Origin of the sequence: Winogradskyella luteola (assembly GCF_019203985.1) — a bacterium.
GTDB lineage: Bacteria > Bacteroidota > Bacteroidia > Flavobacteriales > Flavobacteriaceae > Winogradskyella > Winogradskyella luteola.
On the sequence record NZ_JAGSPD010000001.1, the window covers coordinates 79904 to 105355 of the forward strand.

Consider the following 25452-nt stretch of genomic DNA (forward strand, 5'->3'; position numbering starts at 1 on the left):
AAAAGAGAAAGATGAAAAATTTTAAAACATTACTATTAACGAGCCTAATTCTATTATCCGTAACCAGTTGTTTTGATGACATAGACGATAATACCAGCTTTTCTAATAGTGAAGTAAAGGATTTTGTTTGGAAAGGTATGAACGCCGTGTACCTATACAAAGCTGAAATCCCTGATTTGGCAAACGACAGATTTAATTCGAATGAAGAATACAACGATTATCTTAATAGTTTTGCTACACCTGAAGCTTTGTTTGAATCCTTAAAATATTTACCAGAGTCCGTAGATAGGTTTAGTCGTATCGTTGATAATTATTTCGATTTACAAAACCAACAACAAGGAATTACCTTAAGCAATGGCATTGAGTTTAATTTTGAGAGGATTGCTCCTGGTAGTGATGAGCTTTATTGTGCAATTACCTTAGTTCTAAACAATAGTGTAGCCAGTGATCTTGGTTTGCAACGTGGACAAATCTTTAGAGCGGTTGATGGCATTGATATAAATGTAAATAATGCTGTAGCTTTGCTCTCCCAGAATTCATATACCTTAAATTTCGCAGACTATGATGATAATGACACACCACAAATTGATGATGATACGATTAACTTAAATGGAAATAGTGTAACACTATCGCAAGAGGAATATACTGAAAACCCTGTCCATATTGCTCAAACAATTACACTAGAAGACAATACCAAAGTTGGCTATTTAATGTACAATCAATTTAACTCTAGTTTTAATAATGCCTTAAACAATGCTTTTGGAGATTTTCAAGCAGAAGGTATTGATGAGCTTGTGCTGGATTTAAGATATAATGGCGGTGGTTCAGTACAAACTGCTGCATATTTGGGCAGTATGGTCACTGGTCAGTTTACAGGACAAGTGTATTCAAAATTATTTTATAATGAGAATTTACAGGACAACAATGAAGATTTCCTTTTTACGAATTCTATAGCTGGCGGTGGCTCTATAAATAGCCTTAACTTATCTAAAGTTTATGTGCTTACGACCAATTTAAGAACGGCTTCAGCAAGCGAGTTGGTTATTAATAGTTTAAGCCCTTACATTGATGTTGTTGTTATTGGTGAAAATACAGTAGGAAAAACACAAGCTTCAATAACCATTTATGATTCACCAAATTTAGCTTTTGAAGATGTTAACCCTAACCATACCTACGCTATGCAACCACTTGTAGCAAATTCCACCAATGTAAATGATGAATTGGTACCATCTTCAGGCTTAACTCCAAATATTGGTCTTTCTGAAACATTGAATAATTTGGGGACTCTTGGTGATGTTAACGAACCACTATTAGCTGCGGCTATCGCCTATATAATGGGAATGGGCAGAGTGTCCTATAACACGACCTCAATTGATATTGATAGATCGGTTAAAATTCAATTAAACACTAATCCTTTTGAACAAGACATGTTTTTAGATTAGATAATAATTTAAGGTTAAACACAATTAATTGTCTAATCTAAAAACATATTCTTCATTCGCTTAGCATAAAGTTGTTTTTAATTGAAATGAAAACTATTTGGTGCAACATCAGTAGTTATAGTATTTAGCAAATTACCGCTCGTGTCGTATTCGTATGCAGTGCCTGCCGATGCGAAATCACCAGCATCTGCTATGTACAATACGTTATTTCTAGCTGAAAAGCCATACATAGAACCGAATTGAGAGGTAGAAACATAGGTCATCACAGGCACATCTGACACTGCTGTACTACCAGTAGCAAAGCTATATACTGATGTACTATTTGTAAAATAAATGGTATTGCCATCTATATCTAAATGTCTTGGAGATGTTAATGTTGCAGGTAAGTCTATTGAAGAATCAATGGCATCATCAGATAAGTTTATTTTAAAAACTTTACCATTAGATGTAGAATTACCAGACAGCACATACAAGAAACCATCATCAGCCTCAAGTGAATTTGGCGAATTACCCATACCTAAATCTATAGTTGTCATTGAACCCAAGTTTGAAGGATCTAAAACTGTTACACTATTACCTGAACCAAAGGAACCGTTTGCTATATATAATTTACCATTTGCCGCTTCAATACGTTCCGCTATTTTACCAATAACAATGGTGGTTGTAGAATAATCAGTAAGGTCTATAATAGTAACAAAATCATCTGTTGATGTACCAAAGTCCCCAGAGTTTGTTACATAAGCTTTATTATTATAAACTGCTCCGTATCGTGGATTAATTAAATCCGTGGTCACAGTTGCTATAAACTCGAAAGTATACCTATTTAAAACAGTAACTGTTTGTCCACCACCCGAAACGATAAAAGCTCTTGTATCATCAAAGAATAAATCTTGCTTAAATGCTCCAATGGGGTCAGCAGTTGGGTTTACATTTTCAAAGACATTCTGTTCCACCGTGCCATCTTCGTCGACATAGGTAACCGGAGTAATTAAACCACCTCCTTCATGCAAAATAAAATATCCATTTTCGTAGTCACCCAAAGGTTCAGATGGTGTAAAATCATCATCATCGCTACATGATGTAACTAATAATGCTAAAGCAAAACTGTAAATGGAAAATTTAAATAAGTGTTTCATTATAATCAAAAATTAAAGGTTAAATAAATATTGTAGTTTATGCCAGGCATATAACGATTAGCTACGCTCTGGTAATTTTTATTAAATAGGTTTTGAATTCTAAATCCAAGAGTACATTGATCCAAAGGCTTGTATTCCAGACCTAGGTTGTGCACCCAAAAAGGTGCCACAACACGATTGGGATCGTTATCTGACTGAATAAAGACTTCACCCACATAAGCAGTTTGCCAATAGACACTAAGCTTGTTATAGGCATAATTGAATGATCCTGAACCTTTATGATATGGCACATAAATCAGTTGTTTATTATCAAATTGATTTTCTGAAATCGTATAAGCATAATTGGCGTTTAATTGAAGTTGATGCCCTTTGAATTGCCTAGAGTATTGCAAGCGAGACTCTAGACCATAGGAAACAACGTTGTCTGTATTTATAGGTCTCCAAACCCCACTGGTATTTGGCACCCAACGAATCATGTTTTCTATATCATAATAAAATCCTGTAAGACTAAATAACCCGTTTTTAAAATTGAATTGATTGCCCAATTCTATTTGATGGGAAGTCTCTGGGCTTAAATTTGGATTACCTGCATTAGCCCAATACAAATCATTGTAAGTTGGAATTCTAAAGTTTTTAGAACCATTGACGTTGACCGTATAAAAATCCCCAAATTGCTGTTTTACGCCTAAACTAAATAATAAAGGGCTTTCATAAGTATTGGTGACTTCCTTTCTAACTGTGGCTTCGTAATAAAATGATTTAATACGTTGGTTTAACAATACACTAAATGCCGAAATGGTACGAGAGGCTTCGACAATACTAGAGCCTTCACCATTAGTGTAATTAATATCTGCTACGGCCATGGCCTTTGCATTATCTGCCCATTTGTAACTTAGCTGATAATTACCAATAAAGGTCTCGGCCTCAGCAAACGTAAAGTTGTCATTTTCAATATTCCCAAAATATTTATACGATTCTGTTAGATATGCCGCTCTTAAAACTGAAAGAAACTTACCATATCTTCCCTCCCATTCCAGTAACTGCCGTGTATTGAAGTCTCTATATTTTGTTCGAATTTCAGTTGGCAATATCAATGAAAAATGACGTTCACCATCAAATACATGATTGTAATAGCGCAGTATATTTTTTTGGTCAATTTTATAGCCTAAAGTTGTACTAAGCCCTACATTATAGAATTGACCGTTTAAGTTTTTCCTATCGCTGTCCAAATAGTCATAATCATTATCAGAATGCGTATAAGTCACGGTAAAGCCCACACTGAATTTATCATCTGCATACCGAGTTCCGTAACTCAAGTCCTGCGTATTAAAACTACCAAAACCAGCAAACAAGTTATTTTCAAAAGGCATATTAAAATCTACCTTGTCGCTTAAATGAATACTTCCACCAATGGCTCCACTACCATACAACACGCTTCCCCCACCATGTCTAATCGTAATTTCATCAAAATTTCTGGTGTTTATGGTACTAAAATCCGTTTGGCCATTAAACTGCGAATTTATATTAATGCCGTTCCAGATCACTGCTGTTTGTTGTGCTGTCGTACCCCTAAATGAAGGTGAAGAGACCATACCCAACCCATTTTCTTTAAAATACACAGGCGAATTAAAATTTAACAATTGTGTCAAAGAAGAAGTGTTTCGCTTTATAATACTATCTGAAAGCACTTGAGTAGTTTGTGTCTTAGAAAATGTTTTTAACAAGCGATCGGCTCTCAAAACAACCTCATCAAGATTTTGAATTGAATCTAGTGTTTGAGACACTACCACAAACGGTGATATTAAAAAAAATAATATAAATATATGTTTCATACCCATTGAGCCTTTTACCCGAAGACTAATTTTATTAGCGGAAATTGGCAGGTCTCCTGACTTGCGTCTTGTTATCGGTCTTCCCAGAAAATATTTCCAGTGACATTGAAGGTAATAACAAGCTTTATAGCTTACAGTTGCGGGAACAGCTCAGGAATGGAGATTTTAGAATTAATATGTGATATTTTTGAGGTCTAAACTCATCAATCAGCAACCATAAATCTTTAATCGCTTCACCTGATTCCCTTTTAATCCATTTAGTAGAACTAAACAGAACCAAAATTCTCTGCGAAATTAAACAATTTGTTTAAGGATTTACTTTAAACTTTAAATAATCTTACTTTTGGACTCAAAATAAACCTTTCCTTTAAAATGAGATTATCCGCTTTTTTTCTATTTTTAGTTGCTTTTGTTTCTTGTAAAAATGAACGAAAGATAGATTTGCCCAACACATCTGAAACAAAAACATTGGAGCTTAAATATGCTGAAGGCTTTTCCGTAACCGACAATGGCAATCATAAAGTACTTACTATTTTAAACCCTTGGCCAAATGCTGATAAGAGCTATAAATATTTGATAGCATCTAGTGAGGCGTTATCAAAAATGACTTTCCCAAAAGATTACTATGACGGTGTAATAACCAATGATATAAAAAAATTAGTTGTAACCTCTACAACACATATTCCTGCTTTAGAATTGCTTGGTGCAGAACAAACTTTAGTCGGTTTTCCTGGTACGGATTATATATCTTCAGAAAAAATAAGAAAACGTATTGATGAAGGTAAAGTCAGGGACTTGGGTAAAAACGAAGGTATAAATACCGAAGTGTTATTAGAACTAAACCCCGATGTCGTTATTGGTTTTGGAGTTGATGGTGTAAACAAAACATTTGAAACCATTAAAAAAGCTGGAATTCCCGTAATATATAATGGTGATTGGGTGGAGTCTTCTGCGTTGGCAAAAGCAGAATGGATTAAGTTTTTTGGTGCATTATTTAATAAAGAAATGGAAGCAGATGCTATTTTTAATCAAATTGAAAACGACTATTTAGCTGCAAAAGCCATTGCAAAGCAAGCCAAAAACCGACCAACAGTTTTGAGTGGAGCGATGCACAAGGATGTTTGGTATTTACCAAACGGCTCTAGCCCTGAAGCTCAATTTTTAAAAGATGCGAACGTCAATTATTTATGGGGTGAAACTTCTGGAAACGGAAGTTTAGCATTGAGTTTCGAAGCCGTTTTAGACAAAGCTAAAGATGCAGAGTTATGGTTAAGTCCTTCATACTATAGAAGTTTTGACCAACTTAAAGAAGCTAATGCACTTTACACCAATTTTAGTGCTTTCAAAAATCAATCAATTTATACGTTTACCAACACAACAGGTGTTACAGGTGGTACTCTGTACTATGAATTAGGTACTGCAAGACCAGATTTGGTTCTAAAGGATTTAATAAAAATTTGTCACCCAGAACTATTGGAAAATTACAAGCCATTTTTTTTTAAAAAGCTAAAATAGATTATAGGTATTCGTAATTAAAGCAAAGAATCTTTTTTGTCTAAATTTGCATCAAAGCATTACATGACCGTTCTTAGGAACGATAAACAATAATTGAATACTCAAAAGACATATCACTTTCAATTTACATTACTTGTTGTAATCTTACTTATATGTTTTTTCACCAACATTAGTTTAGGCTCAGTAAGCATACCTTTGAACAGTATTTTTGGAAGTCTTTTCGGAACTATCGATAATTCAACTTGGCAACTCATTATAACCGATTTTAGATTACCAAAAGCGATTACGGCAATTTTAGTGGGCTCTGGTTTAGGTATTTCAGGTCTCCTCATGCAAACACTTTTTAGAAACCCTTTGGCCGGTCCTTTTGTTTTAGGAATAAGCTCAGGCGCCAGTTTGGGTGTAGCCTTAGTTATTTTAGGCTCAGGATTGTTTGGCGGTTTGTTTACAACAGCTTTAATTTCTAAATGGAGCATTGTAGTCGCAGCAAGTTTAGGAAGCTTCCTTGTATTACTTGCGGTCTTGGCAGTTTCGAGTAAAGTACGCGATACCATGGCTATTCTAATTATAGGTTTAATGTTTGGAAGCATTACCGCAGCTGTGGTTAGTGTTCTCTCCTACTTTAGCTCAGCCGAACAATTACAACAATACATTTTTTGGGGTTTTGGAAGTTTAAGCAACTTATCCTGGAGTGATCTCATCATTTTCTTCGGAATTTATTTAACAGGACTCATCTTAAGTGTAGCTTCCATAAAAGGATTAAACAGTCTTTTATTGGGCGATAACTATGCCATGAGCTTAGGCGTAAGCTTAAAGCAAAACAGGTTAATAATCATTTTGGCAACAAGTTTAATAGCTGGTACTATTACCGCATTTGCTGGACCAATTGCTTTTATAGGTTTAGCAATACCGCATTTAACACGTCAGTTGTTTAAAACCTCTAATCATAAAATTTTAATACCAGCCGTTTTTTTATTTGGTGCCATTGTTATGCTAATTTGTGATAGTATTGCTCAAATTCCTGGAAGCGACTACACATTGCCTATCAATGCCATAACAGCTTTAGTTGGTGCTCCAGTAGTGATTTGGTTATTGGTAAGACAACGTAAAATGATGTTTTAATTATAATGGAGACCACAAATCAATGATTGAAAAAAAAATAAATATCATCCTTCAAACGGAACAACTTTCCATAGGCTACAAAACCAAGAAAGCTGAAACTGTTGTTGCTTCTAATATTAATTTCGAGTTACATAAGGGACAATTAATAGGTTTGGTTGGTGCTAATGGCATTGGTAAATCCACACTTTTAAGAACATTGATAAAAGTACAACCCGAGCTATCTGGTTCTATAAAACTAAACGGCATCGCTCTAGAATCTACCAGCAACTTAGATTTAGCAAAGCAATTGAGTATTGTATTAACCGAGCCGTTAACCTCTAAAAACCTTTCAGTCTATGAACTTGTAGCTTTAGGAAGACATCCATACACCAACTGGATAGGGAATTTAGCCCAAGTCGATACCGATATTATAAACAATGCTTTGGAGCTCATAAATATTAACGATTTAAAAGACAAACGATGCTATGAGTTAAGTGATGGCCAATTACAAAAAGTAATGATTGCACGGGCTTTGGCTCAAGATACAGATATAATTGTTTTAGATGAACCCACCACACATCTCGATATGTACCACAAAGCATATATATTAAAGTTGCTTCAAAAATTGACTAAAGACACCCATAAAACCATTTTGTTTTCTTCTCACGAAATTGATCTCGCCATCCAATTGTGTGATACCATGATTGTAATGCGCAAAGATGATGTAGTTTGCGACCAACCCTGTAATTTAATCTCGGAAGGTGTTTTTGAATCGCTATTCCCAAAAGATTTAATTTCTTTTGATGATACGACTGGAAGTTTTAGAATTAAAAAATGACACTGTTAGTAAGGCATTATACTTGGTCGAAGCAAATGAAACGACCTAATAATCTCTTAATAAATATAGATTCTTCGCTTCGCTCTGAATAACAAATCGATTATCTTTGATAAATTTCTTTCGGTTAAATATGAACGACATCATCCTTTTTACAGCTATAATTGTTTCTGCAGGAATTGGTGCTTTTATTGGACTTAAATTCGCTCAGCTTAAAAGTAAAAGCGATAAAAGTACACTTGAAGAACGCCAGCTACAACTCAATAATACCATTGGAGAACTAAAACAAACGATTGAAAAAATTGAAACCGATCGAGAAGCGATTAGACAAGAAAAGGAATTTTTAAATACCGAACTGTCGAGACGAAATACAGAATTTGAAAATCTGCAACAGCAAAATCTAAAACGCGATGAAGAATTAGTAAAGCAACAAGAGCAATTGCGTAAAGATTTTGAATTGATGGCTTCAAAAATTTTGGATGAAAAATCAGAGAAATTCACACTTCAGAATAAAGAAAATATTAAAAACATTCTCAATCCGCTTGAAGAGAAGATAAAAACCTTTGAAAAGAAAGTTGAAGACACACAGAAAGAAAGCATTAGTATGCATTCTGCTTTAAAAGAACAGCTTTTGGGTTTAAAAGACCTCAACCAGCAAATGGCAAAAGAAGCCACTAATCTTACTAAAGCTTTAAAAGGTGACAGTAAAACGCAAGGAAATTGGGGCGAACTGGTTTTAGAACGGGTTTTGGAAAAATCTGGTTTAGAAAAAGACAGAGAGTATTTTGTACAACAGAATTTTATACGCGAAGATGGCTCTCGTGTTATGCCAGATGTCGTACTTCATCTTCCAGATTCTAAAAAAATGATTATTGACTCTAAAGTATCGCTAACGGATTATGAGCGTATGGTCAATGCAGATGATGATGAGCGTACGCTCTTTTTAAAAGCGCATGTTAACTCAATAAAAAAACATGTGGACCAACTGTCTGCCAAAAACTATCAGGATCTTTATGATATAGAATCGCCTGATTTTGTGCTGATGTTTATTCCTATTGAACCTGCTTTTGCAGTAGCCATTAATGAAGATAACACATTATACAACAAGGCTTTTGAACAAAATATCGTAATCGTTACACCTTCTACCCTATTGGCAACGCTTCGCACAATAGATTCCATGTGGAATAACGAAAAGCAACAGCAAAATGCTATTGAAATTGCTAGACAGGCTGGTGCACTTTATGATAAATTTGAGGGCTTAGTTTCTGACCTGACTGGTGTTGGCAAAAAAATTGATGCTGCCAAAAACGATTACTCCTCTGCCATGAATAAATTAGTCGAGGGTAAAGGCAACCTGATTTCGCGTGTTGAAAAAATTAAGAAAATGGGTGCTAAAGCTAAAAAATCACTTCCAGAAAACGTTATTAAACGTGCTTCGGAAGATGAATAAAAAAATATAAATAAAATCTGACTTATGTATAAAACCGCAGACGATTCCAGGATTCAAATCTCTGAGTTAATGCTACCATCTTTTGCCAATTTTGGAGGTAAAATCCATGGGGGTTATATTCTGGGTCTTATGGATCAGATTGCATTTGCCTGTGCTTCTAAACACTCCCGTAGTTACTGTGTAACAGCATCAGTTAATAAAGTTGACTTTTTAAACCCTATTGAGGTTGGAGAATTAGTGACCATGAAAGCTTCTGTTAATTACGTTGGCAAATCATCCATGGTTGTAGGTATTCGTGTAGAATCCGAAAACATTCAAACCGGTCTTAAGAAACATTGTAATTCGTCGTATTTTACCATGGTTGCAGTTGATAAATTAGGAAAAACAGTTACGGTTCCGGGTTTAATACTTACAACCAAAATGGACGCTAAACGCTTTATAAAATCCATCATAAGACGGGAAAGTGATGCCAAACGTAGTAAAGACTTAGAAGGTCTTTATAAAAATGTTGAAGATCATTTAGAGCAACTTAAGGATTATCGTGTTAAAATAGACTTTAAATAAAAAAAGCCATTTCTCTATAAGAAACGGCTTGTATATTATTTGTGCTTAATTTATTACTGCTTAATAAATCGCTTGGTTTGTGTCGTTTTATCATTAGATACTCTAACCAAGTAAATACCACTTCGCCAATTAGATACATCTATCGAAGATTCCAACTGATTAATTGAGCCTCTATAGATACGCTTACCTAAGACATCAAAAACCTCTAGTTTTGAATCTGTATCTAATACAGGCAACTTAATAGTAAGCTTATTTTTAGCTGGGTTAGGAGAAATTATAAACTCAGTATTTTGAAGTCTAAAATTAGAAGCACTCAAAGGAGCACCAGCGGTAATGTTATCCAAATGCATTTCTGCATTAGTAACTTCACCAATCCAAGATGGATTAGGGTTACTTAGTATTCTAATTTCAGTAACGCCAGATAAGGTAGCGTTTATGTCAGTACCTTCTGCACTACCATCGTTTCCAGCTGGTGCTGAAATCATGTCCGTTTCAGAAATTGGAATTGTAATTTGACCCCATCCAGATCCTGCTGTCACCACTACTGCAGGAGATGAAAAATTACCACCAGGACCAGTCAAAGATACACGGACGGATACATCAACATTTAATGCTCTTACATCCATTAAAATAGATCCTACACCAGCAGAGGTGTAATTGCCTATCCATTGCGTTAAGTTTCTTACAATCAATCTTGATCCGGCACCACCTGGGTTTTGCGTCGTATAGTCTCTTAGATAATTATCATCGTCGCCACTTGGCCCGCCAGTGTCAATATTCTCTGCTGGAGCACCAGAAGCAACGGCTTCAAACCAATTCTGCTCAGTACCATCCTCAAAATCATCAGATTGATTTAAAACTATCTGAGCTGGTATGGCATAAAGCATGAAAAATGCTAAAAACGTGAGTAAAGTTCTTTTCATATGTTATTCAATTTTAAGCTAAGTTAATAATTTTATGCCACTATTGCTAAATAGTCCATCGAAAACTATGCCATTATTTACTCAAATACATTTTTCTTCTAGAGTATAAATCGTAGAACTCATCTTCTTTTAAACTATTGATAAACAAAATACTTTCACCAGTACTCTTCATCTCTGGTCCTAACTGCTTATTAACATTAGGAAATTTATTAAATGAAAATACAGGCTGCTTTATAGCATAACCTTCCAACTGAGGATTAAAGTCAAAATCAGTGACTTTTTTCTCGCCCAACATTACCTTGGTTGCATAGTTAACATAAGGCTCTTTGTACGCTTTTGCTATAAATGGTACTGTACGCGATGCTCTTGGGTTAGCTTCAATGATGTAAACTGTATCATCTTTTATGGCAAATTGAATATTAATTAACCCAACAGTATTTAAAGCTCTAGCAATGGTGTGCGTATGGTCTATTATCTGTTGCATCACTAAATCACCGAGATTAAAGGCAGGTAACGTAGCGTTGCTGTCACCAGAATGAATACCACAAGGCTCTATATGCTCCATAATACCAATGATATATACATTACCATCCGCATCGCAAATAGCATCTGCTTCGGCTTCAATGGCACCATCCAAGTAATGATCTAAAAGCAGTTTATTTCCTGGTATGGATTTTAATAAGTCGATAACATGAGCTTCCAATTCATCTTTATTAATTACAATCTTCATGCCTTGGCCACCAAGTACGTATGAAGGTCTTACCAATATAGGAAAATCCAAAACATCGGCAATAGCCAAAGCTTCATCTGCAGTTTCAGCAGTATCGAATTGTGGATATGGAATGTTATTTTCTTTCAATAATGTTGAAAAGCTTCCTCTATCTTCAGCCAAATCTAAAGATTCAAAGCTCGTTCCCATGATCTTAACCCCATAGCGTTCTAGCTTTTCAGCAAGCTTTAATGCTGTTTGTCCCCCAAGTTGAACAATGACTCCTTCTGGTTTTTCATGCTGAATAATATCATAAATATGTTCCCAAAATACAGGTTCAAAATAGAGTTTATCTGCAATATCAAAATCTGTCGATACGGTCTCGGGATTACAGTTAATCATAATGGTTTCGTAACCACACTCAGATGCCGCTAAAACACCGTGCACACAGCAGTAATCGAACTCAATACCTTGACCAATTCGGTTAGGGCCCGAGCCTAAAACAATAATTTTCTTTCTATCGGTTACTATACTTTCGTTATCGACAAATATCTTACCATCAGCAGATTCTACCTCACTTTCAAAGGTAGAATAATAGTATGGCGTTTGTGCTTTAAATTCCGCAGCACAAGTATCAACTAATTTGTATACACGATTGATATTTAGTTCGCGTCGTTTATTATACACCTGACTTTCTAAACATCCAAGCATGTGCGCGATCTGTCTATCACCATAGCCTTTCTGTTTGGCTTCAAGTAACAATTCTCTATCGATTGTGTCAATATTAAACGTAGAAATTTCTTTGTGCAATTGGAATAATTCTTCATACTGTTTCAAGAACCACATATCAATCTTAGTGATCTCGAAGATACGGCTCAATGGAATACCAATTTCAATAGCATCATAGATGGCAAAGACACGATCCCAACTAGCATATTTCAATTTCTTGATTATAGTCTCATAATCTTTGTAGCCTTTTCCGTCTGCTCCCAGTCCATTTCGCTTAATTTCTAAAGATTGTGTTGCTTTATGCAGTGCTTCTTGGAAAGAACGCCCTATTGCCATAACTTCACCTACGGCTTTCATCTGCAAACCAAGGGTTCTGTCCGAACCTTCGAACTTATCAAAATTCCAACGTGGAATTTTAACAATGACATAATCTAATGTAGGCTCGAATAGTGCCGATGTTGACTTTGTAATTTGATTGCTCAATTCGTCCAAAGTGTAACCTAAAGCCAGTTTTGCCGCTATTTTTGCTATAGGATAACCTGTTGCTTTACTCGCTAATGCTGAGGAACGTGATACACGTGGATTAATCTCAATCGCTATAATTTCTTCCTCTTTATCTGGGCTTACTGCAAATTGCACATTACAGCCTCCTGCAAAATCACCAATACTACGCATCATGTGAATTGCCATATCCCGCATTCTTTGAAATGTCTTATCAGATAAGGTCATTGCTGGTGCTACGGTAATGGAATCCCCTGTATGAATTCCCATAGGATCCATATTCTCTATGGTACAAATAATAACTACATTATCGTTTTTATCTCGTAATAATTCTAACTCATACTCTTTCCAGCCCAATAATGCTTTATCTATCATTACCTCATGGATTGGAGAAATTTCCAATCCTCGGGTTAAGGATTCATCAAATTCTTTTTCATCATATACAATGGAAGCTCCTGCTCCACCCAATGTAAACGACGCTCTAATACATAAAGGAAAACCAAACTCTTGCGCTATCTCCTTACCTTTTAAAAAAGATGTTGCCGTTTCTTGCGGTGCCATACCAACACCAATCTTTGTCATTAGATTTCTAAACTGCTCTCTATCTTCTGTAATGTTAATAGCATCAATATCTACACCTATAATTTCAACATTAAAATCTTCCCAAATTCCTTTTTCATCTGCTTCGATACATAGGTTTAAAGCTGTTTGTCCACCCATTGTTGGTAAAACTGCATCAATTTGAGGATGCTCCTTTAAAATTTTTATGATAGACTTTGTTGTTAATGGCAATAGATACACATGGTCTGCCATTGTTGGGTCTGTCATAATCGTTGCAGGATTGGAATTGATAAGAATCGTTTCTATTCCGTCTTCTCGTAACGAGCGTAATGCTTGAGATCCTGAATAATCGAATTCGCAGGCTTGGCCAATAATAATTGGACCAGAACCGATAAGTAAAATAGATTTGATGTTTTTGTCTTTTGGCATGAGATTGTTTTTTAGTATTATGCCAAATAAACTTCAAAATCATTGATTCGGAAATTCATTTGGCTTTGCAAAAATAAATATCAATAGGGTATAAAAAAAGGTGTTACACCTAAGTAACACCTTTAAAATATTAACAATTGTTAATCATTATTTTTTATGTCTTAATTCTGAAGATACAGACAATTTCTTTCTTCCTTTAGCTCTTCTACGCGCTAAAACTTTTCTTCCGTTTACAGAAGCCATTCTTTCTCTAAAACCGTGCTTGTTTCTTCTCTTTCTCTTTGACGGTTGAAACGTTCTTTTTGGCATGTCTTATCTTTTTAAAAAATCTTATATACTTATTTAACGTTTGAGTGCTATCTCAAAACTGCGTGCAAATATACAACAAGTTTTTACTTTAGCAAGTGCCAAAATAAAAATATTTCAACAGAATTTTATTAACTTTGCCAACCTTAAAAACTAAGCGAACTATGTTCAATAAAAATATAAAGTTAGTCATTGCTGCATTAATTATTGGTTATGCTATATACCAATTCACTGAAGGTTACATAGGCAATGGTGTAATGTATATACTCCTTTCAACAATATTTATTTTTCTTTATTTTAAAAATGAATTGATTTTGTTGGCCTTCTTAAGATTACGTAAGCAAGATTTCCCCGGTGCAAAGAAATGGCTGGATAAAATAAAAAATCCTGAAGCAGCTTTGGTAAAAAAGCAACAAGGTTATTTAAATTACCTGAATGGAATTATGGTTTCCCAAACCAATATGAATGAAGCCGAGAAGTATTTTAAAAAGGCAATTAGTCTAGGCTTATCTATGGACCATGATTTGGCTATGGCAAAATTGAATTTAGCAGGAATAGCATTTTCTAAACGTCGTAAACAGGAAGCGCAAAAATTATTATCCGAAGCAGAAAAACTAGATAAAAGAGATATGCTTGCTGAGCAAATTAAAATGATGAAGCAACAGATGAAAAAAGCTGCGATACCAAAGCAGCATTATGGCCAACCTACTTCAGCCAGACAACATCGCAGAAGTCGAAGATAAGTATCTATAGTAACGGAGCCGCTAATCTAGCAATGGCTTCAATAAATTTAGTGGTTTTAGAACGGTTTTTCCAAGATTGATAATCTATTTTTTCGGAATCCTTTAAGTCGTCATTGAAAAGATTTTTGAGTTCTTCACAAAAATCTTTTTCATACACCAGTGCATTGACTTCAAAATTTATATTAAAACTTCTATAATCCATATTTGCGGTTCCTACGGTACCAAAAACGCCATCGACAACCATAGTCTTGGCATGTATAAAACCCTTGTTGTATTGATAAACCTCTACTCCAGCCTCTAACAATTGCTCTAAATATGAGTTGGTCGCATACTCCGCAACCCATGAATCTGATTTTTTTGGAACAATAACCTTTACATCCAAATTACTACGTGCTGCCACTTGCAATGCTGTAATGATTTCATCGTTTGGAATAAAGTATGGGGTCGTAATATATATTGAATCTACTGCGTTGGTAATGGCCACAAAAATAGCTTCCATAATATTAGACCAATCCGTATCTGGTCCGCTTGCTGCAATTTGAAGCGGAACGTTCTCTTTGATATTATGGTTTGGAAAATAGTCCTTAGAGATTTTGAGTTCCTCACCGCTGGCAAAGTCCCACGTTGTGAAAAATAAAATCTGAAGCGGTTTTACGGCTTCTCCTTCAATTCTTAAATGGGTGTCTCTCCAGTACCGTTTGTTGTTTGAATTCACATAATTATCCGAGACATTGATACCGCCAACATAGCCTATCTTACCATCAATTACTATAATTTTTCTATGGTCGCGATAGTTCATCTTTCCTGTAGAGCCCGAAAACAAAACTGGCATAAAAGCATGCATCTCAACACCGCTTTGCTTGATTTTTGCTTTCATTTTGGATGAAATATTACTACCTACATCATCTATAACAATTCTAACATTAATTCCTTCCTTTGATTTTTTGCAAAGTTCATTTAGCAGTTCTGTTCCTATAATATCATCTTTGATAATAAAGTATTCTAAATGTATATGATGCTCTGCTTTTTTAATGTCTTCAAATAGTAATTTGAATTTTGCGTCACCATCTTTAATCAACTCCACCTTATTATTGATGGTCATTTTTGACTTTTCGCTATTGTACAATAAAGGAATGAGCTTGGATTTTTCATCCAATAATAGGTCTACTTCTTCAATTTCTTTGGTACCCAGTTCAAGTTCTTCTTGAACTTTCTTTACCACAGATTGATTGAGTACGTTTTTTCTACTAAAGATTTTAGATTTACGATATTCTTGTCCGAATAGATAATAAACCAACAAGCCTATAAATGGAAAAACCAATAAAACAATAATGTAACTTAATGTTTTTGTTGGGTTTAAGCGTTTAAACAGAATCGTAGCTACTGCAGAAAGTGCTAAAACATAGTTTAGAGCTATGAGAATCTGCCAAATATGATTTTTTACATACTCCAATCCTTAAGGTTTAGATGTGTAGTAACCTTCTTTAGGGATTTCTATTGTGTATAATTTCCTGGATTTGTTGTTTAAATGGTTTTCTCTCAACCAAGGGTTGTGCAACTTTAGAATTTTATAATTGATCCCGAATCGTTTTGCAAATTGTGAAAAATCAGTTACCGCAGTATCTACTTCAACTTTGTATGTTGGTATGTATTTGTATAAATCACTTTGATTAAAATTAAAACCGTATTTCGAAGGATTACTCATAATTTCTTTCAAGGCTAAAATTCTAAAAACATATCTTTCAGTCTCATCTGGCAATAGCGCATCATAATAACTATCAACTTGTTGGGTTTTAAGGCGTTTTGATACACCATAAATTCCTGCATTATATGAAGCGGCAGCTAAAGTCCAACTTCCAAAACGTTCTTTTGCCTTCTTCAAATATTCGGCTGCAACTTTTGTTGACTTTTCTATATGGTAACGCTCATCAACATTTTCATTTATTTCCAATCCATATTCTTTACCTGTTTCACGCATAAAATGCCACATTCCTGCAGCACCAGCACTTGAGGTCTCATCTATAAATCCACTTTCAGCCAAAGCCAAAAATTTAAAATCGTCTGGTAAATCGTATTTTTTTAGTAATGGTTCTAAAATAGGGAAATATTTTTGAGCTCGCTTTAATAAAAGCAACCCATTAGACTGCCAATAAGTATTTACCAACAATTCCCTATCCATACGTTCATAAATATCCGGATTCTCCATAGGAACCATTTCTCCTGCAAAGTTTAAACCCTCTGGCATCTCCAAGGCATAGACATTATAATCGTTTACAATTGGCTGCTCTTTTCCTAAGGTATCGTCTGATGGTGCTTTTTGCATCGAAAAGATAAAAAGACCAGAAATGCAGACCAATCCTAATGCGGCTAATATATTTTTTAAATTTTGCATGGCATCTTATTTTTTTACAATGTAAAAAATCTATTGAATTATACCAACCTAAGCTTCAATAAGTTTAGGTATATTTTCATTAAACCACTTATACTTATTAATAATCATAATATGCGTGCCCCCTTTTATAACAATACAATTACCTTCGCAGGAATGCGGAAAAACAACGTCTTTATCTCCGTGAATGTAAATGGCATTAGGATGAGGCTCTGCTTGTTCCCAACACACCACTTGTTTAATGGCCCAATCCAAATAGACTTTATCACTTACCGAAAGGTATTTTTTGTATAAATCCACACGTTTTTTAATCGTTTCGCCAAGCGCATATTTAGCCAACAAATCGATATTGCTAACCAATTGCGTTGGCAGAATTTTATAGGCTTTGGTAATTTTGAGCAACTTTAATCGTTTTGGCAATTCATGATGCGATTTCACACTAGATACCACAAAGAGCTTTTTTAAGTTTAAAAATTGACTCATTTCCTGTACCAACATACCTCCAAAAGAAACACCGAGCAATACCGCATTATCGTGTTCTATATATTTGCACATACGTTTTGCGTAATCTTGTAATGTTTCATTTTTATTAGGTATCTGCCACTCTAACCAGTGGATTTTATAATTTTCCTCTGGTAATTTAATGTGCTCAAAAATGGTTGGATTTGCTGCCATACCTGGCATTAAGTAAACATGTGTAACATTAGAATCCATGAGTTGTGACTTGGTTTTATTTGTTCAATTTTTAGTAAAAAAAGAGACACATAATTGTCTAAAATTTAAGGTTTTAACACCAAAAACTCTAAAGTGTCATTGATTTTTTGTACCTTTGCACTGCAAAACTATATAAAATATAGTATCTACTTGCCAACCGCTAACTTTAAAAACAAAGAAAATTATGACTGAAACTGCTGAACTGATTGATAATGACTTTCTGCGTCAATATGAATTAAAGGTTGAAGATGAAATGGCTGTTATTGAATATTCTTTACAAGAGCGTAAGATATTCTTAACTAAAATGGTTATTCCCGAAGCTATCAAAACTACAGAGTTTGAAAAAGAGTTCCTGGCAATGGTATTTAACGACATTAAGGAACGTAACATTAGTGTTGTGCCTACAAGCCCTGAAATTGCAAAATTTGTAAGAAGTAACAGAAAGTATAAACGAATGCTACCCGTTGGTATTCGCATATAACCTGAAAAAGAAATACACTTAAAAAGCCCAAAACTTTATTGTTTTGGGCTTTTTTCATTTTTAAATAGGTCTTTATAATCTTAGGATTTTCAATCCATTTCAAAAAAATAATCATAACAATGATATTTTGTTGATAAAGCATGAATTTGGATCACAAACTCACCAATTGATTTGTAAATATAGAGAAGTAACCTTATGTAATGATTGCTATAGGTCTTATTACTGAACTTCTTTAAGATGCATTAAAACTGACTTAAATTACTTGAGCTAAAGAATTAACAAAGCTACTCAGCCAACAACTCAGCTACAAAACCTTCAAATTCTGTCTTAAACTCGGTATATTTTTCGCCAGTAGCAGGCCCGTTAAAACCTGTATGTATTTTTCGAACTTTACCTTTTTTATCTATAAAAATTGAAGTGGGATACGACAACACATGGTTGAGCATTGGCAATTTTTCTTGGGCCTTTACTTTGTCTGACGTTCCATATTGTGCCAATAGTATAGGATACTCAATCCCAACATTAACAGCCAAGCGATCTATACGACTAAAAGCGGTTTCCTTATCCTTGGCATATTCAAAAGCCAATGCTATGATTTCCAAATCTTTATCTTTATTTTTCCTGTAAAAATCAGCGTAATATTTGCTTTCATCCAAACAGTTTGGGCACCAAGTTCCCATAATCTGTACAACCACTACTTTATCCTTAAACTTATCATCTTTTAATCCAACCAACTCATCAGAAGTATTAGGAAAGACAAAATCTATACTATCGTAACCCTCTTTTAAAAAGGTAAGGTCATTGGCACTTGGTAATTCGTAATCCGCATTGAACTTTGCGACAAAAGTTTCTTTCCAATGGTTACCAGAATAGAACGTACCCACCATTTTGGAATCTGTCACCTTGGCTTTAAATAAAAAAGCGTGCGCACCATCAAAAGTCGATAATTTTAGGGTATCACCATCTAAAACTCCTTCCAAATAGCGATAGTCCCCTGTTGTGGTTCTAAATGTTCCTGTTACTTTCTCTTTATCTTGTTCAAATACTCCTTTTGCAATATACCTGTCGCTTTTAATATTAGGGCTAAATACGGTTTCCCATGTGCCAGCAACAGTCTGCTTGGGTTCATTATTTGCTTTAAATCGTCGTCCATTATTATATACAGCTTTAAAAGGTACTATGCGATCTAAGCTTTCTTTTATAAAACTGCCTTTTAAATTATTTCCTTCAAAAATAGCGGCGATATAACCTTCAAAAACAGGTGCTTGTATAAAAACAGAATCGTTTCGGTACGTTATTTCATCAACTTCAATAACTTCTTCAGCATTGAAGATGTGCAATTTTTCAGGAGATTTTACTTCAAAAATAAAAGGCAACTCTTCATCATCTTGTACTTCTAAAATGGCTCTGTATGTCCCGACCTTAAGACCAGTCTCATTTACCATTTCTGTTTTAGTTGCTTCTTTACAAGAAAAAGCCGTTAATGCAATTAAACATGCTACAATATATCTCATGGGAAAAATCTTTTATATAAAGTTCGAAATTATAACAATGTCCTTACATAAAAAAGTAAACCAACGTGCATCTAAAATTTAGAGGAGGATGTTTCATTGCCTTACAGCTTTTGCTATCTTTGTGGCTTGATTAATTTGACAAATGAAGATATCGTACAACTGGTTAAAACAGTTTATAAATACAGATTGGGACGCTGAGAAAACTGGTGAACTCCTCACAGATCTTGGCCTAGAAATTGAAGGCATTGAGCGTTACGAATCCGTAAAAGGCGGATTGGAAGGTATTGTTGTCGGTGAGGTTTTAACTTGCGAGCAGCACCCAAATGCAGATCGACTGAAAGTAACTACTGTAAATATTGGGACAGATGCACCTGTGCAGATCGTATGTGGCGCTCCAAATGTAGCTGCCGGACAAAAAGTACCGGTTGCCACTATAGGCACCACACTTTATACAGCAGAAGGTGAAGCCTGGAAAATTAAAAAGGGGAAAATCCGAGGTGAAGAAAGCCATGGTATGATTTGTGCTGAGGACGAACTCGGTCTTGGCGAGTCTCGCGATGGTATTATGGTCTTGGATAAGCAGTACGTGGTTGGTACTCCTGCATCAGAAATATTTGATATTGAAAATGATGATGTTTTTGAAATCGGCCTTACTCCCAACCGAGCCGATGCTATGAGCCATTACGGTGTCGCCAGAGATCTCAAAGCTGGCTTATTACAAAAGGAAGTATCGCTAGAGTTGATTACTCCTTCGGTAAGTTCTTACCATGTAGATACACGTTCACTAAAGGTCGATGTTGATGTTAAGGACAAAGAAAAATGCCCACGCTACTGTGGCGTTACCATTTCTGGGGTTAAAGTAGAAACTTCGCCTAATTGGTTGCAACATCGCCTAAAATCCATAGGCTTATCTCCTATCAATAATATTGTTGATATCACCAACTATGTACTGCACGAACTAGGACAACCGCTACACGCCTTTGATGCTCATAAAATAATTGGCAATAAGATTGAAGTAAAAACGTGCAAAGCTGGCACAAAATTTACCACTCTAGACGAAGTCGTTAGAGAATTGCACGATGACGATTTAATGATTTGCGATGCTGAAAAACCGATGTGTATTGCTGGTGTTTTTGGAGGTATAGATTCTGGCGTAACCGAAAGTACAACCAATATTTTCTTAGAAAGTGCATATTTCAATCCTGTGAGTGTTCGTAAAACAGCTAAACGCCACGGACTAAATACAGATGCATCCTTTAGGTTTGAAAGAGGAATAGATCCAAACATTACTGAATATGCACTAAAACGAGCTGCATTATTAATTATTGAAATTGCAGGTGGTGAAATTACAAGTGATATTTCTGATACGTACCCAAATAAAATTAAGGACTTTGAAGTGCGTTTAAGCTTTGAAAACGCTAAGAAATTGATTGGTGAGGAAATTCCTAGAGAAACTATAAAAAGCATTCTTACGTCTCTAGATATAAAAGTAAATAATGTCACTGAAGCTGGTTTAGGGCTTACTGTGCCTGCTTATAGAAACGATGTGCAACGTGAAGCTGATATTATTGAGGAAATCCTTAGAGTATATGGCTACAATAAGGTTGGCACTACCGAAAAGCTAAATGCCTCAATTTCCAATTCGTCGCGTTTTGAAGATTATAAACTTCAAAATATCATTGGTAATCAGTTGGCATCGCAAGGGTTTTTTGAGATTATGGCGAACTCATTGACTTCTCCTAAATATATGGAGTTAAGTGAGCAGCTCAATGCAGAGCATAATATAAAAATTTTAAATCCGTTGAGCAACGATCTCGAAGTAATGCGCCAGTCCTTATTATTTTCTGGTTTAGAAGCCGTATCCCATAACATCAATAGAAAGCGTGAGGATTTAAAGTTGTTTGAATTTGGCAAAACCTACCATCAATATGCTGAGGAAAGAGAAGAACACAAACACTTATCGCTATTTGTCACAGGAAATAAAGTAGCAGAACGCTGGAATTCAAATGCTACACCCAGTGACTTCTTTTATCTTAAAGGTACTGTTGAAACCATTTTACAGCGATTAGGATTAAATCGTTTAAAATCAGCAGCCACAAAATCAGATATTTTTAGTGAAGGTGTAGGTCTTTCTCTAGGAAAGAAAAAAATGGTGGATTTTGGATTGGTTAAAAAGTCCGTTTTAAAACATTTTGGTATTGCACAAAACGTACTGTTTGCCGATTTTAATTGGAGCAATGTTTTAGATATGGCAAAACACAATAAAATTAAGTTTAACGCTATACCAAAATATCCAGAAGTAAGACGCGACTTTGCTTTACTTATAGACAATAGTGTTTCTTTTGATGATATACATACCATTGCCAAGCAAACCGAAAAACAGTTGCTGAAAAATGTAAATCTGTTCGATGTATACGAAGGCAAGAACTTACCTACAGGTAAAAAGAGTTATGCTGTGAGTTTTACATTGCAGGACGAAAACAAAACACTTACAGATAAACAGATTGATAAGATTATGTCTAAGTTGCAATCTAACTTTGAGAATAAGCTTGGTGCTGAACTACGATAAAGAAAACACTTGCACAAAAAAGGCCTTAATTTTACTTAAGGCTTTTTTTATTATGCTTCAACAACGTTACTGTTTTTATTTTTTTTAGGTTTAAACCTTACCTTAAGATTCTTAAATTCTGTAGTTATATATACCAGTAATGCATAGAAAAAAACTACAGCACCAGACATTTCCAATAATTCTTCGAAAGAATACATCATGGCATAAGCAAAAGTGTATTGCCCTTCTACTTCAGCATGCATACCGCCTATGGCTTCCATACCAACTGCGCCAAAAACGTAAAGTATACCAGCAATTACAAAAAGTTTCAATACATGTTTGGGCAAACGCATCATAAATTTAAAATAAGCCAATGCTATAATTATAGTTACTAAAGTGTATGGTATAAACCAAGCAAAATATAAAAGCCCAGTGGTATTAAATAAAGATTCCATTGGAGCTCTTAACTGTTCGTGGATTTGAATCATTTCATCAAAAGCCAAAAAGACAAAAATTATCGATAAGCCCAACCAATGCCAAAACTTATTTCCTATTGCCTTATGCCTACTTCCAATTAATGCCAATAATACTCCATTGGACAACAATACTAAAGAAGAAAAATACGTTGGTAGATTAGCTTCGAGATTAAAATCAAACAACTTAATTATCAGCCTTGTCATCTTGCTGTTCATACCTTCGGTATTAAACCTCAAAAAAACCGCAAAAAGATTCCCTAACAAGAGTATACCTACCACAATAAATAGATTACGTATAACCTTTGATTTTCGTAATTCAAATTTCATAAAAATAATGATTGAATAAAGGCAAATAGGGAGTTCTGCCTTTGCAATTTTAATATAATTAATAGCTCTTGCAGTCGCAAGTTATAATTTAAAATCTATAGTAATCAAAAATTTATGCGAAAGACAAAATACTTCGATTAAATGTTAATAAATTGTAAATTTTAAGTTAAGTCGTTATTTGTTTAAGAAGAGACGTGAACTAAATTTCTAAAAACATTATAATTTATTTAGCAATAGAAACATTAATAATCTTTAAATTTAGGCTTTAAAAAAATTCAACTAAAATGGCAAACGTAACATTAGGTGGCACACCTGTAGAAACAATAGGAAATCTTCCAAAAATTGGTGATAAAGCACCAAAATTTAAACTGACCAATACGGACTTAGAAGATAAAACAAATACTGATTTTGAGGGAAATAGATTAGTCCTTAATATTTTTCCAAGTGTAGATACGGGGACTTGTGCACAATCTATTAGAACCTTCAACGAAAAAGCTGGTCAATTAGAAAACACAAAAGTACTTTGCATCTCTAAGGATTTACCTTTTGCTATGGCTCGTTTTTGTGGAGCAGAAGACATTGACAATGTGGTGAGCCTTTCGGATTATAAGACTGGGAAATTCGGCAATGATTACGGTTTGACTTTTACTACCGGTGCATTTGAAACACTGCTATCGCGTTGTATCGTCGTTGTTGATACAGATGGAACCGTATTGCATACTGAGCAAGTCCCTGAAATTGCTGATGAGCCAAATTACAAAGCAGCATTAGATGCTTTGAAATAAATCAATGCAATTACAAAGCAGCATTAGATGCTTTGAAATAAATCAATGCAATTACAAAGTAGTAAAATAAATACTCATTCGTTTTTAGAGTAGCCATAGAAGCTTCGAGATGAATCTATTAATACATACATTATTGAGGTAAACTAAAGATGCCTTAGCTAATTTTAAAAAGTTAAACTGCCTTGGCAGTTTTAGCGCAGTTCTATGCATAAAAAAGAATCTTTTCTTATTAACCGCCTAAAAAGTATTGGCTTTGCTTTTAAAGGTATGCTCATTCTTATTAAGACAGAAGCAAGCATTAAAATTCAGCTTTTTATAGCTGTTGCCGTAACTATAGCTGGCTTTTACTTTGAAATTTCTAAAACCGAATGGCTAGCGCAGATGACCATGATAGGTATGGTTATGAGCATAGAAGGTGTAAACACAGCCATTGAATACATTGCAAATTTTGTGCATCCAGACCACCACCCAAAAATTGGTTTAATAAAAGATGTTGCAGCTGGTGCAGTTTTTATAGCTTCCATTGTAGCTGTAATAATCGCAGGAATTATTTACTTACCGAAGTTGTTTTAAATACCAAAACCACCAGAACAAGCGTTACATAATCGTATTTTTGCCAAACTTTAAAAACGCAATATTTCTAAGTCACCAAATGAAACAGCTATCGGTAATTTTTATTTTAATTTGCTTTGCTTGCAATAGTAAGACTAGAGAAACTACCAAAACCAAAGTTGCAGAGGTACCTACTGAAACTAAAAAAGAAGTCAAGAAAACACCAACTGATATTACTAAAGACTTTGTGCTTGGAAAGTTTGATTATAGAAAGGATTCCACATTTGTAAAGGTAGCCTCAAAACATTCCGCAAAAGAAATCTACCTAAAAAGCAAAGTATACGATGCGTTTTTACAAATGTCAGATTCTGCAAACAAGGTTGGAATAACATTAAAAATCATCTCTGGTACACGTAACTTCCATGAGCAAAAAGCCATTTGGGAACGCAAATGGAACAAATATTCAGACCTTAAGCCCATTGAGCGCGCTCTAAAAATTTTAGAGTACAGTTCCATGCCAAGCTCGTCAAGACATCATTGGGGAACCGATGTAGATTTAAATAGTTTAAATAATTCGTATTTTAACATCGGAAAAGGACTTGAAGTATACAATTGGTTAACAGTACATGCTAATGCCTTTGGGTTTTACCAAGTCTATACCAACAAAAAGAACGGAAGAACTGGTTATAATCTTGAAAAGTGGCACTGGTCTTACTTACCTTTGGCAAGTCAATATTTAGAGTTTTTTAATTTAAATATTGGCACTGAAGATATTAATGGATTTGAAGGCTCAAAACTTGCAGTAGAGATCAATATTATTAAAGATTATGTCAATGGTATTTCAGAAGAGGCAAAGAATTATAAATAAAACAGAGATTCTCATTTTTATG

At 34.8% G+C, this 25452-nt stretch carries 22 protein-coding genes and 1 riboswitch; of the genes, 12 read left to right on the forward strand and 10 right to left on the reverse strand.

What is annotated here, in order from left to right; genetic code table 11:
• The first annotated feature begins 11 nt into the window (after positions 1-11).
• A complete protein-coding gene (locus KCG49_RS00390; protein ID WP_256259804.1) occupies positions 12-1442 on the forward strand; it encodes a GFO_1087 family putative carboxy terminal peptidase in 1431 nt (476 codons plus the stop codon).
• A gap of 77 nt (positions 1443-1519) precedes the next feature.
• On the opposite strand, the gene KCG49_RS00395 is transcribed toward KCG49_RS00390, so the two are convergent.
• Together KCG49_RS00395 and KCG49_RS00400 are read right to left on the reverse strand one after the other, a co-directional pair.
• Positions 1520-2578: a DUF5074 domain-containing protein gene (locus KCG49_RS00395; protein WP_218544203.1), complete on the reverse strand. Its 1059-nt coding sequence runs from the start codon at positions 2576-2578 to the stop codon at positions 1520-1522.
• 5 nt (positions 2579-2583) lie between these two features.
• Positions 2584-4410 carry a TonB-dependent receptor plug domain-containing protein gene (locus KCG49_RS00400; protein ID WP_218544204.1) on the reverse strand — a complete coding sequence of 609 codons (1827 nt, stop codon included), beginning with the start codon at positions 4408-4410 and terminating at the stop codon, positions 2584-2586.
• Positions 4411-4439: 29 nt separating this feature from the next.
• Positions 4440-4706, reverse strand: a riboswitch (cobalamin riboswitch).
• A 76-nt stretch (positions 4707-4782) separates the two neighbouring features.
• Here KCG49_RS00400 and KCG49_RS00405 point away from each other — a divergent pair.
• From KCG49_RS00405 to KCG49_RS00425, 5 genes are all read left to right on the forward strand, one after another.
• Complete coding sequence (locus tag KCG49_RS00405; RefSeq protein WP_218544205.1) at positions 4783-5925, forward strand: ABC transporter substrate-binding protein; 1143 nt, start codon at positions 4783-4785, stop codon at positions 5923-5925.
• Between the two features lie 93 nt (positions 5926-6018).
• A complete protein-coding gene (locus tag KCG49_RS00410; RefSeq protein ID WP_218544206.1) occupies positions 6019-7047 on the forward strand; it encodes a FecCD family ABC transporter permease in 1029 nt (342 codons plus the stop codon).
• 22 nt (positions 7048-7069) lie between these two features.
• The gene (locus KCG49_RS00415; RefSeq protein WP_218544207.1) at positions 7070-7864 is read left to right on the forward strand and encodes an ABC transporter ATP-binding protein; all 795 of its coding nucleotides are present in this window, start codon (positions 7070-7072) and stop codon (positions 7862-7864) included.
• 130 nt (positions 7865-7994) lie between these two features.
• A complete protein-coding gene (locus KCG49_RS00420; RefSeq protein ID WP_218544208.1) occupies positions 7995-9311 on the forward strand; it encodes a DNA recombination protein RmuC in 1317 nt (438 codons plus the stop codon).
• Between the two features lie 24 nt (positions 9312-9335).
• Positions 9336-9875, forward strand: coding sequence for an acyl-CoA thioesterase (locus KCG49_RS00425; RefSeq protein WP_218544209.1), 540 nt, complete (start codon positions 9336-9338; stop codon positions 9873-9875).
• Positions 9876-9928: 53 nt separating this feature from the next.
• On the opposite strand, the gene KCG49_RS00430 is transcribed toward KCG49_RS00425, so the two are convergent.
• The 3 genes from KCG49_RS00430 to rpmH all read right to left on the reverse strand — a co-directional run bounded on the left by KCG49_RS00430 (position 9929) and on the right by rpmH (position 14036).
• Entirely contained in the window at positions 9929-10798 is an 870-nt protein-coding gene (locus KCG49_RS00430; protein WP_218544210.1) for a T9SS type A sorting domain-containing protein, read from the reverse strand.
• 73 nt (positions 10799-10871) lie between these two features.
• The gene (gene carB, locus KCG49_RS00435; protein ID WP_218544211.1) at positions 10872-13727 is read right to left on the reverse strand and encodes a carbamoyl-phosphate synthase large subunit; all 2856 of its coding nucleotides are present in this window, start codon (positions 13725-13727) and stop codon (positions 10872-10874) included.
• A gap of 147 nt (positions 13728-13874) precedes the next feature.
• Complete coding sequence (rpmH, locus tag KCG49_RS00440) at positions 13875-14036, reverse strand: 50S ribosomal protein L34 (RefSeq protein ID WP_138434274.1); 162 nt, start codon at positions 14034-14036, stop codon at positions 13875-13877.
• Positions 14037-14197: 161 nt separating this feature from the next.
• Between rpmH and KCG49_RS00445 the strand changes: the two genes are divergently transcribed.
• Complete coding sequence (locus KCG49_RS00445; protein ID WP_218544212.1) at positions 14198-14776, forward strand: tetratricopeptide repeat protein; 579 nt, start codon at positions 14198-14200, stop codon at positions 14774-14776.
• A 4-nt stretch (positions 14777-14780) separates the two neighbouring features.
• Here the strand turns inward: KCG49_RS00445 and cls are convergent, their stop codons facing one another.
• Genes cls through KCG49_RS00460 form a run of 3 tightly spaced genes read right to left on the reverse strand, consistent with a single transcriptional unit; the run spans position 14781 to position 17879 of the window.
• A complete protein-coding gene (cls, locus tag KCG49_RS00450; RefSeq protein WP_218544213.1) occupies positions 14781-16229 on the reverse strand; it encodes a cardiolipin synthase in 1449 nt (482 codons plus the stop codon).
• A gap of 3 nt (positions 16230-16232) precedes the next feature.
• Positions 16233-17168 carry a lytic transglycosylase domain-containing protein gene (locus KCG49_RS00455; RefSeq protein ID WP_218544214.1) on the reverse strand — a complete coding sequence of 312 codons (936 nt, stop codon included), beginning with the start codon at positions 17166-17168 and terminating at the stop codon, positions 16233-16235.
• Positions 17169-17216: 48 nt separating this feature from the next.
• Positions 17217-17879 carry an alpha/beta hydrolase gene (locus tag KCG49_RS00460; RefSeq protein ID WP_218544215.1) on the reverse strand — a complete coding sequence of 221 codons (663 nt, stop codon included), beginning with the start codon at positions 17877-17879 and terminating at the stop codon, positions 17217-17219.
• Positions 17880-18063: 184 nt separating this feature from the next.
• Between KCG49_RS00460 and KCG49_RS00465 the strand changes: the two genes are divergently transcribed.
• On the forward strand, positions 18064-18360 hold the full coding sequence (locus tag KCG49_RS00465; protein ID WP_218544216.1) for an N-acetyltransferase: 297 nt from the start codon (positions 18064-18066) through the stop codon (positions 18358-18360).
• A 284-nt stretch (positions 18361-18644) separates the two neighbouring features.
• Here KCG49_RS00465 and KCG49_RS00470 read toward each other — a convergent pair whose 3' ends face one another.
• Positions 18645-19874 carry a peroxiredoxin family protein gene (locus KCG49_RS00470; RefSeq protein WP_439901090.1) on the reverse strand — a complete coding sequence of 410 codons (1230 nt, stop codon included), beginning with the start codon at positions 19872-19874 and terminating at the stop codon, positions 18645-18647.
• A 142-nt stretch (positions 19875-20016) separates the two neighbouring features.
• Between KCG49_RS00470 and pheT the strand changes: the two genes are divergently transcribed.
• Positions 20017-22443, forward strand: a complete 2427-nt coding sequence (gene pheT, locus KCG49_RS00475) for a phenylalanine--tRNA ligase subunit beta (protein WP_218544217.1) — start codon at positions 20017-20019, stop codon at positions 22441-22443.
• 50 nt (positions 22444-22493) lie between these two features.
• Here the strand turns inward: pheT and KCG49_RS00480 are convergent, their stop codons facing one another.
• The gene (locus KCG49_RS00480) at positions 22494-23225 is read right to left on the reverse strand and encodes a DUF8692 domain-containing protein (protein WP_218544218.1); all 732 of its coding nucleotides are present in this window, start codon (positions 23223-23225) and stop codon (positions 22494-22496) included.
• Positions 23226-23509: 284 nt separating this feature from the next.
• On the opposite strand from KCG49_RS00480, the gene tpx reads away from it, so the two are divergent.
• The 3 genes from tpx (at position 23510) to KCG49_RS00495 (ending at position 25430) form a co-directional block, all read left to right on the forward strand.
• Positions 23510-24010 carry a thiol peroxidase gene (gene tpx, locus KCG49_RS00485; RefSeq protein WP_218544219.1) on the forward strand — a complete coding sequence of 167 codons (501 nt, stop codon included), beginning with the start codon at positions 23510-23512 and terminating at the stop codon, positions 24008-24010.
• 204 nt (positions 24011-24214) lie between these two features.
• Complete coding sequence (locus KCG49_RS00490) at positions 24215-24583, forward strand: diacylglycerol kinase family protein (RefSeq protein ID WP_218544220.1); 369 nt, start codon at positions 24215-24217, stop codon at positions 24581-24583.
• 79 nt (positions 24584-24662) lie between these two features.
• Positions 24663-25430 carry a M15 family metallopeptidase gene (locus KCG49_RS00495; protein WP_218544221.1) on the forward strand — a complete coding sequence of 256 codons (768 nt, stop codon included), beginning with the start codon at positions 24663-24665 and terminating at the stop codon, positions 25428-25430.
• Positions 25431-25452: the final 22 nt, after the last annotated feature.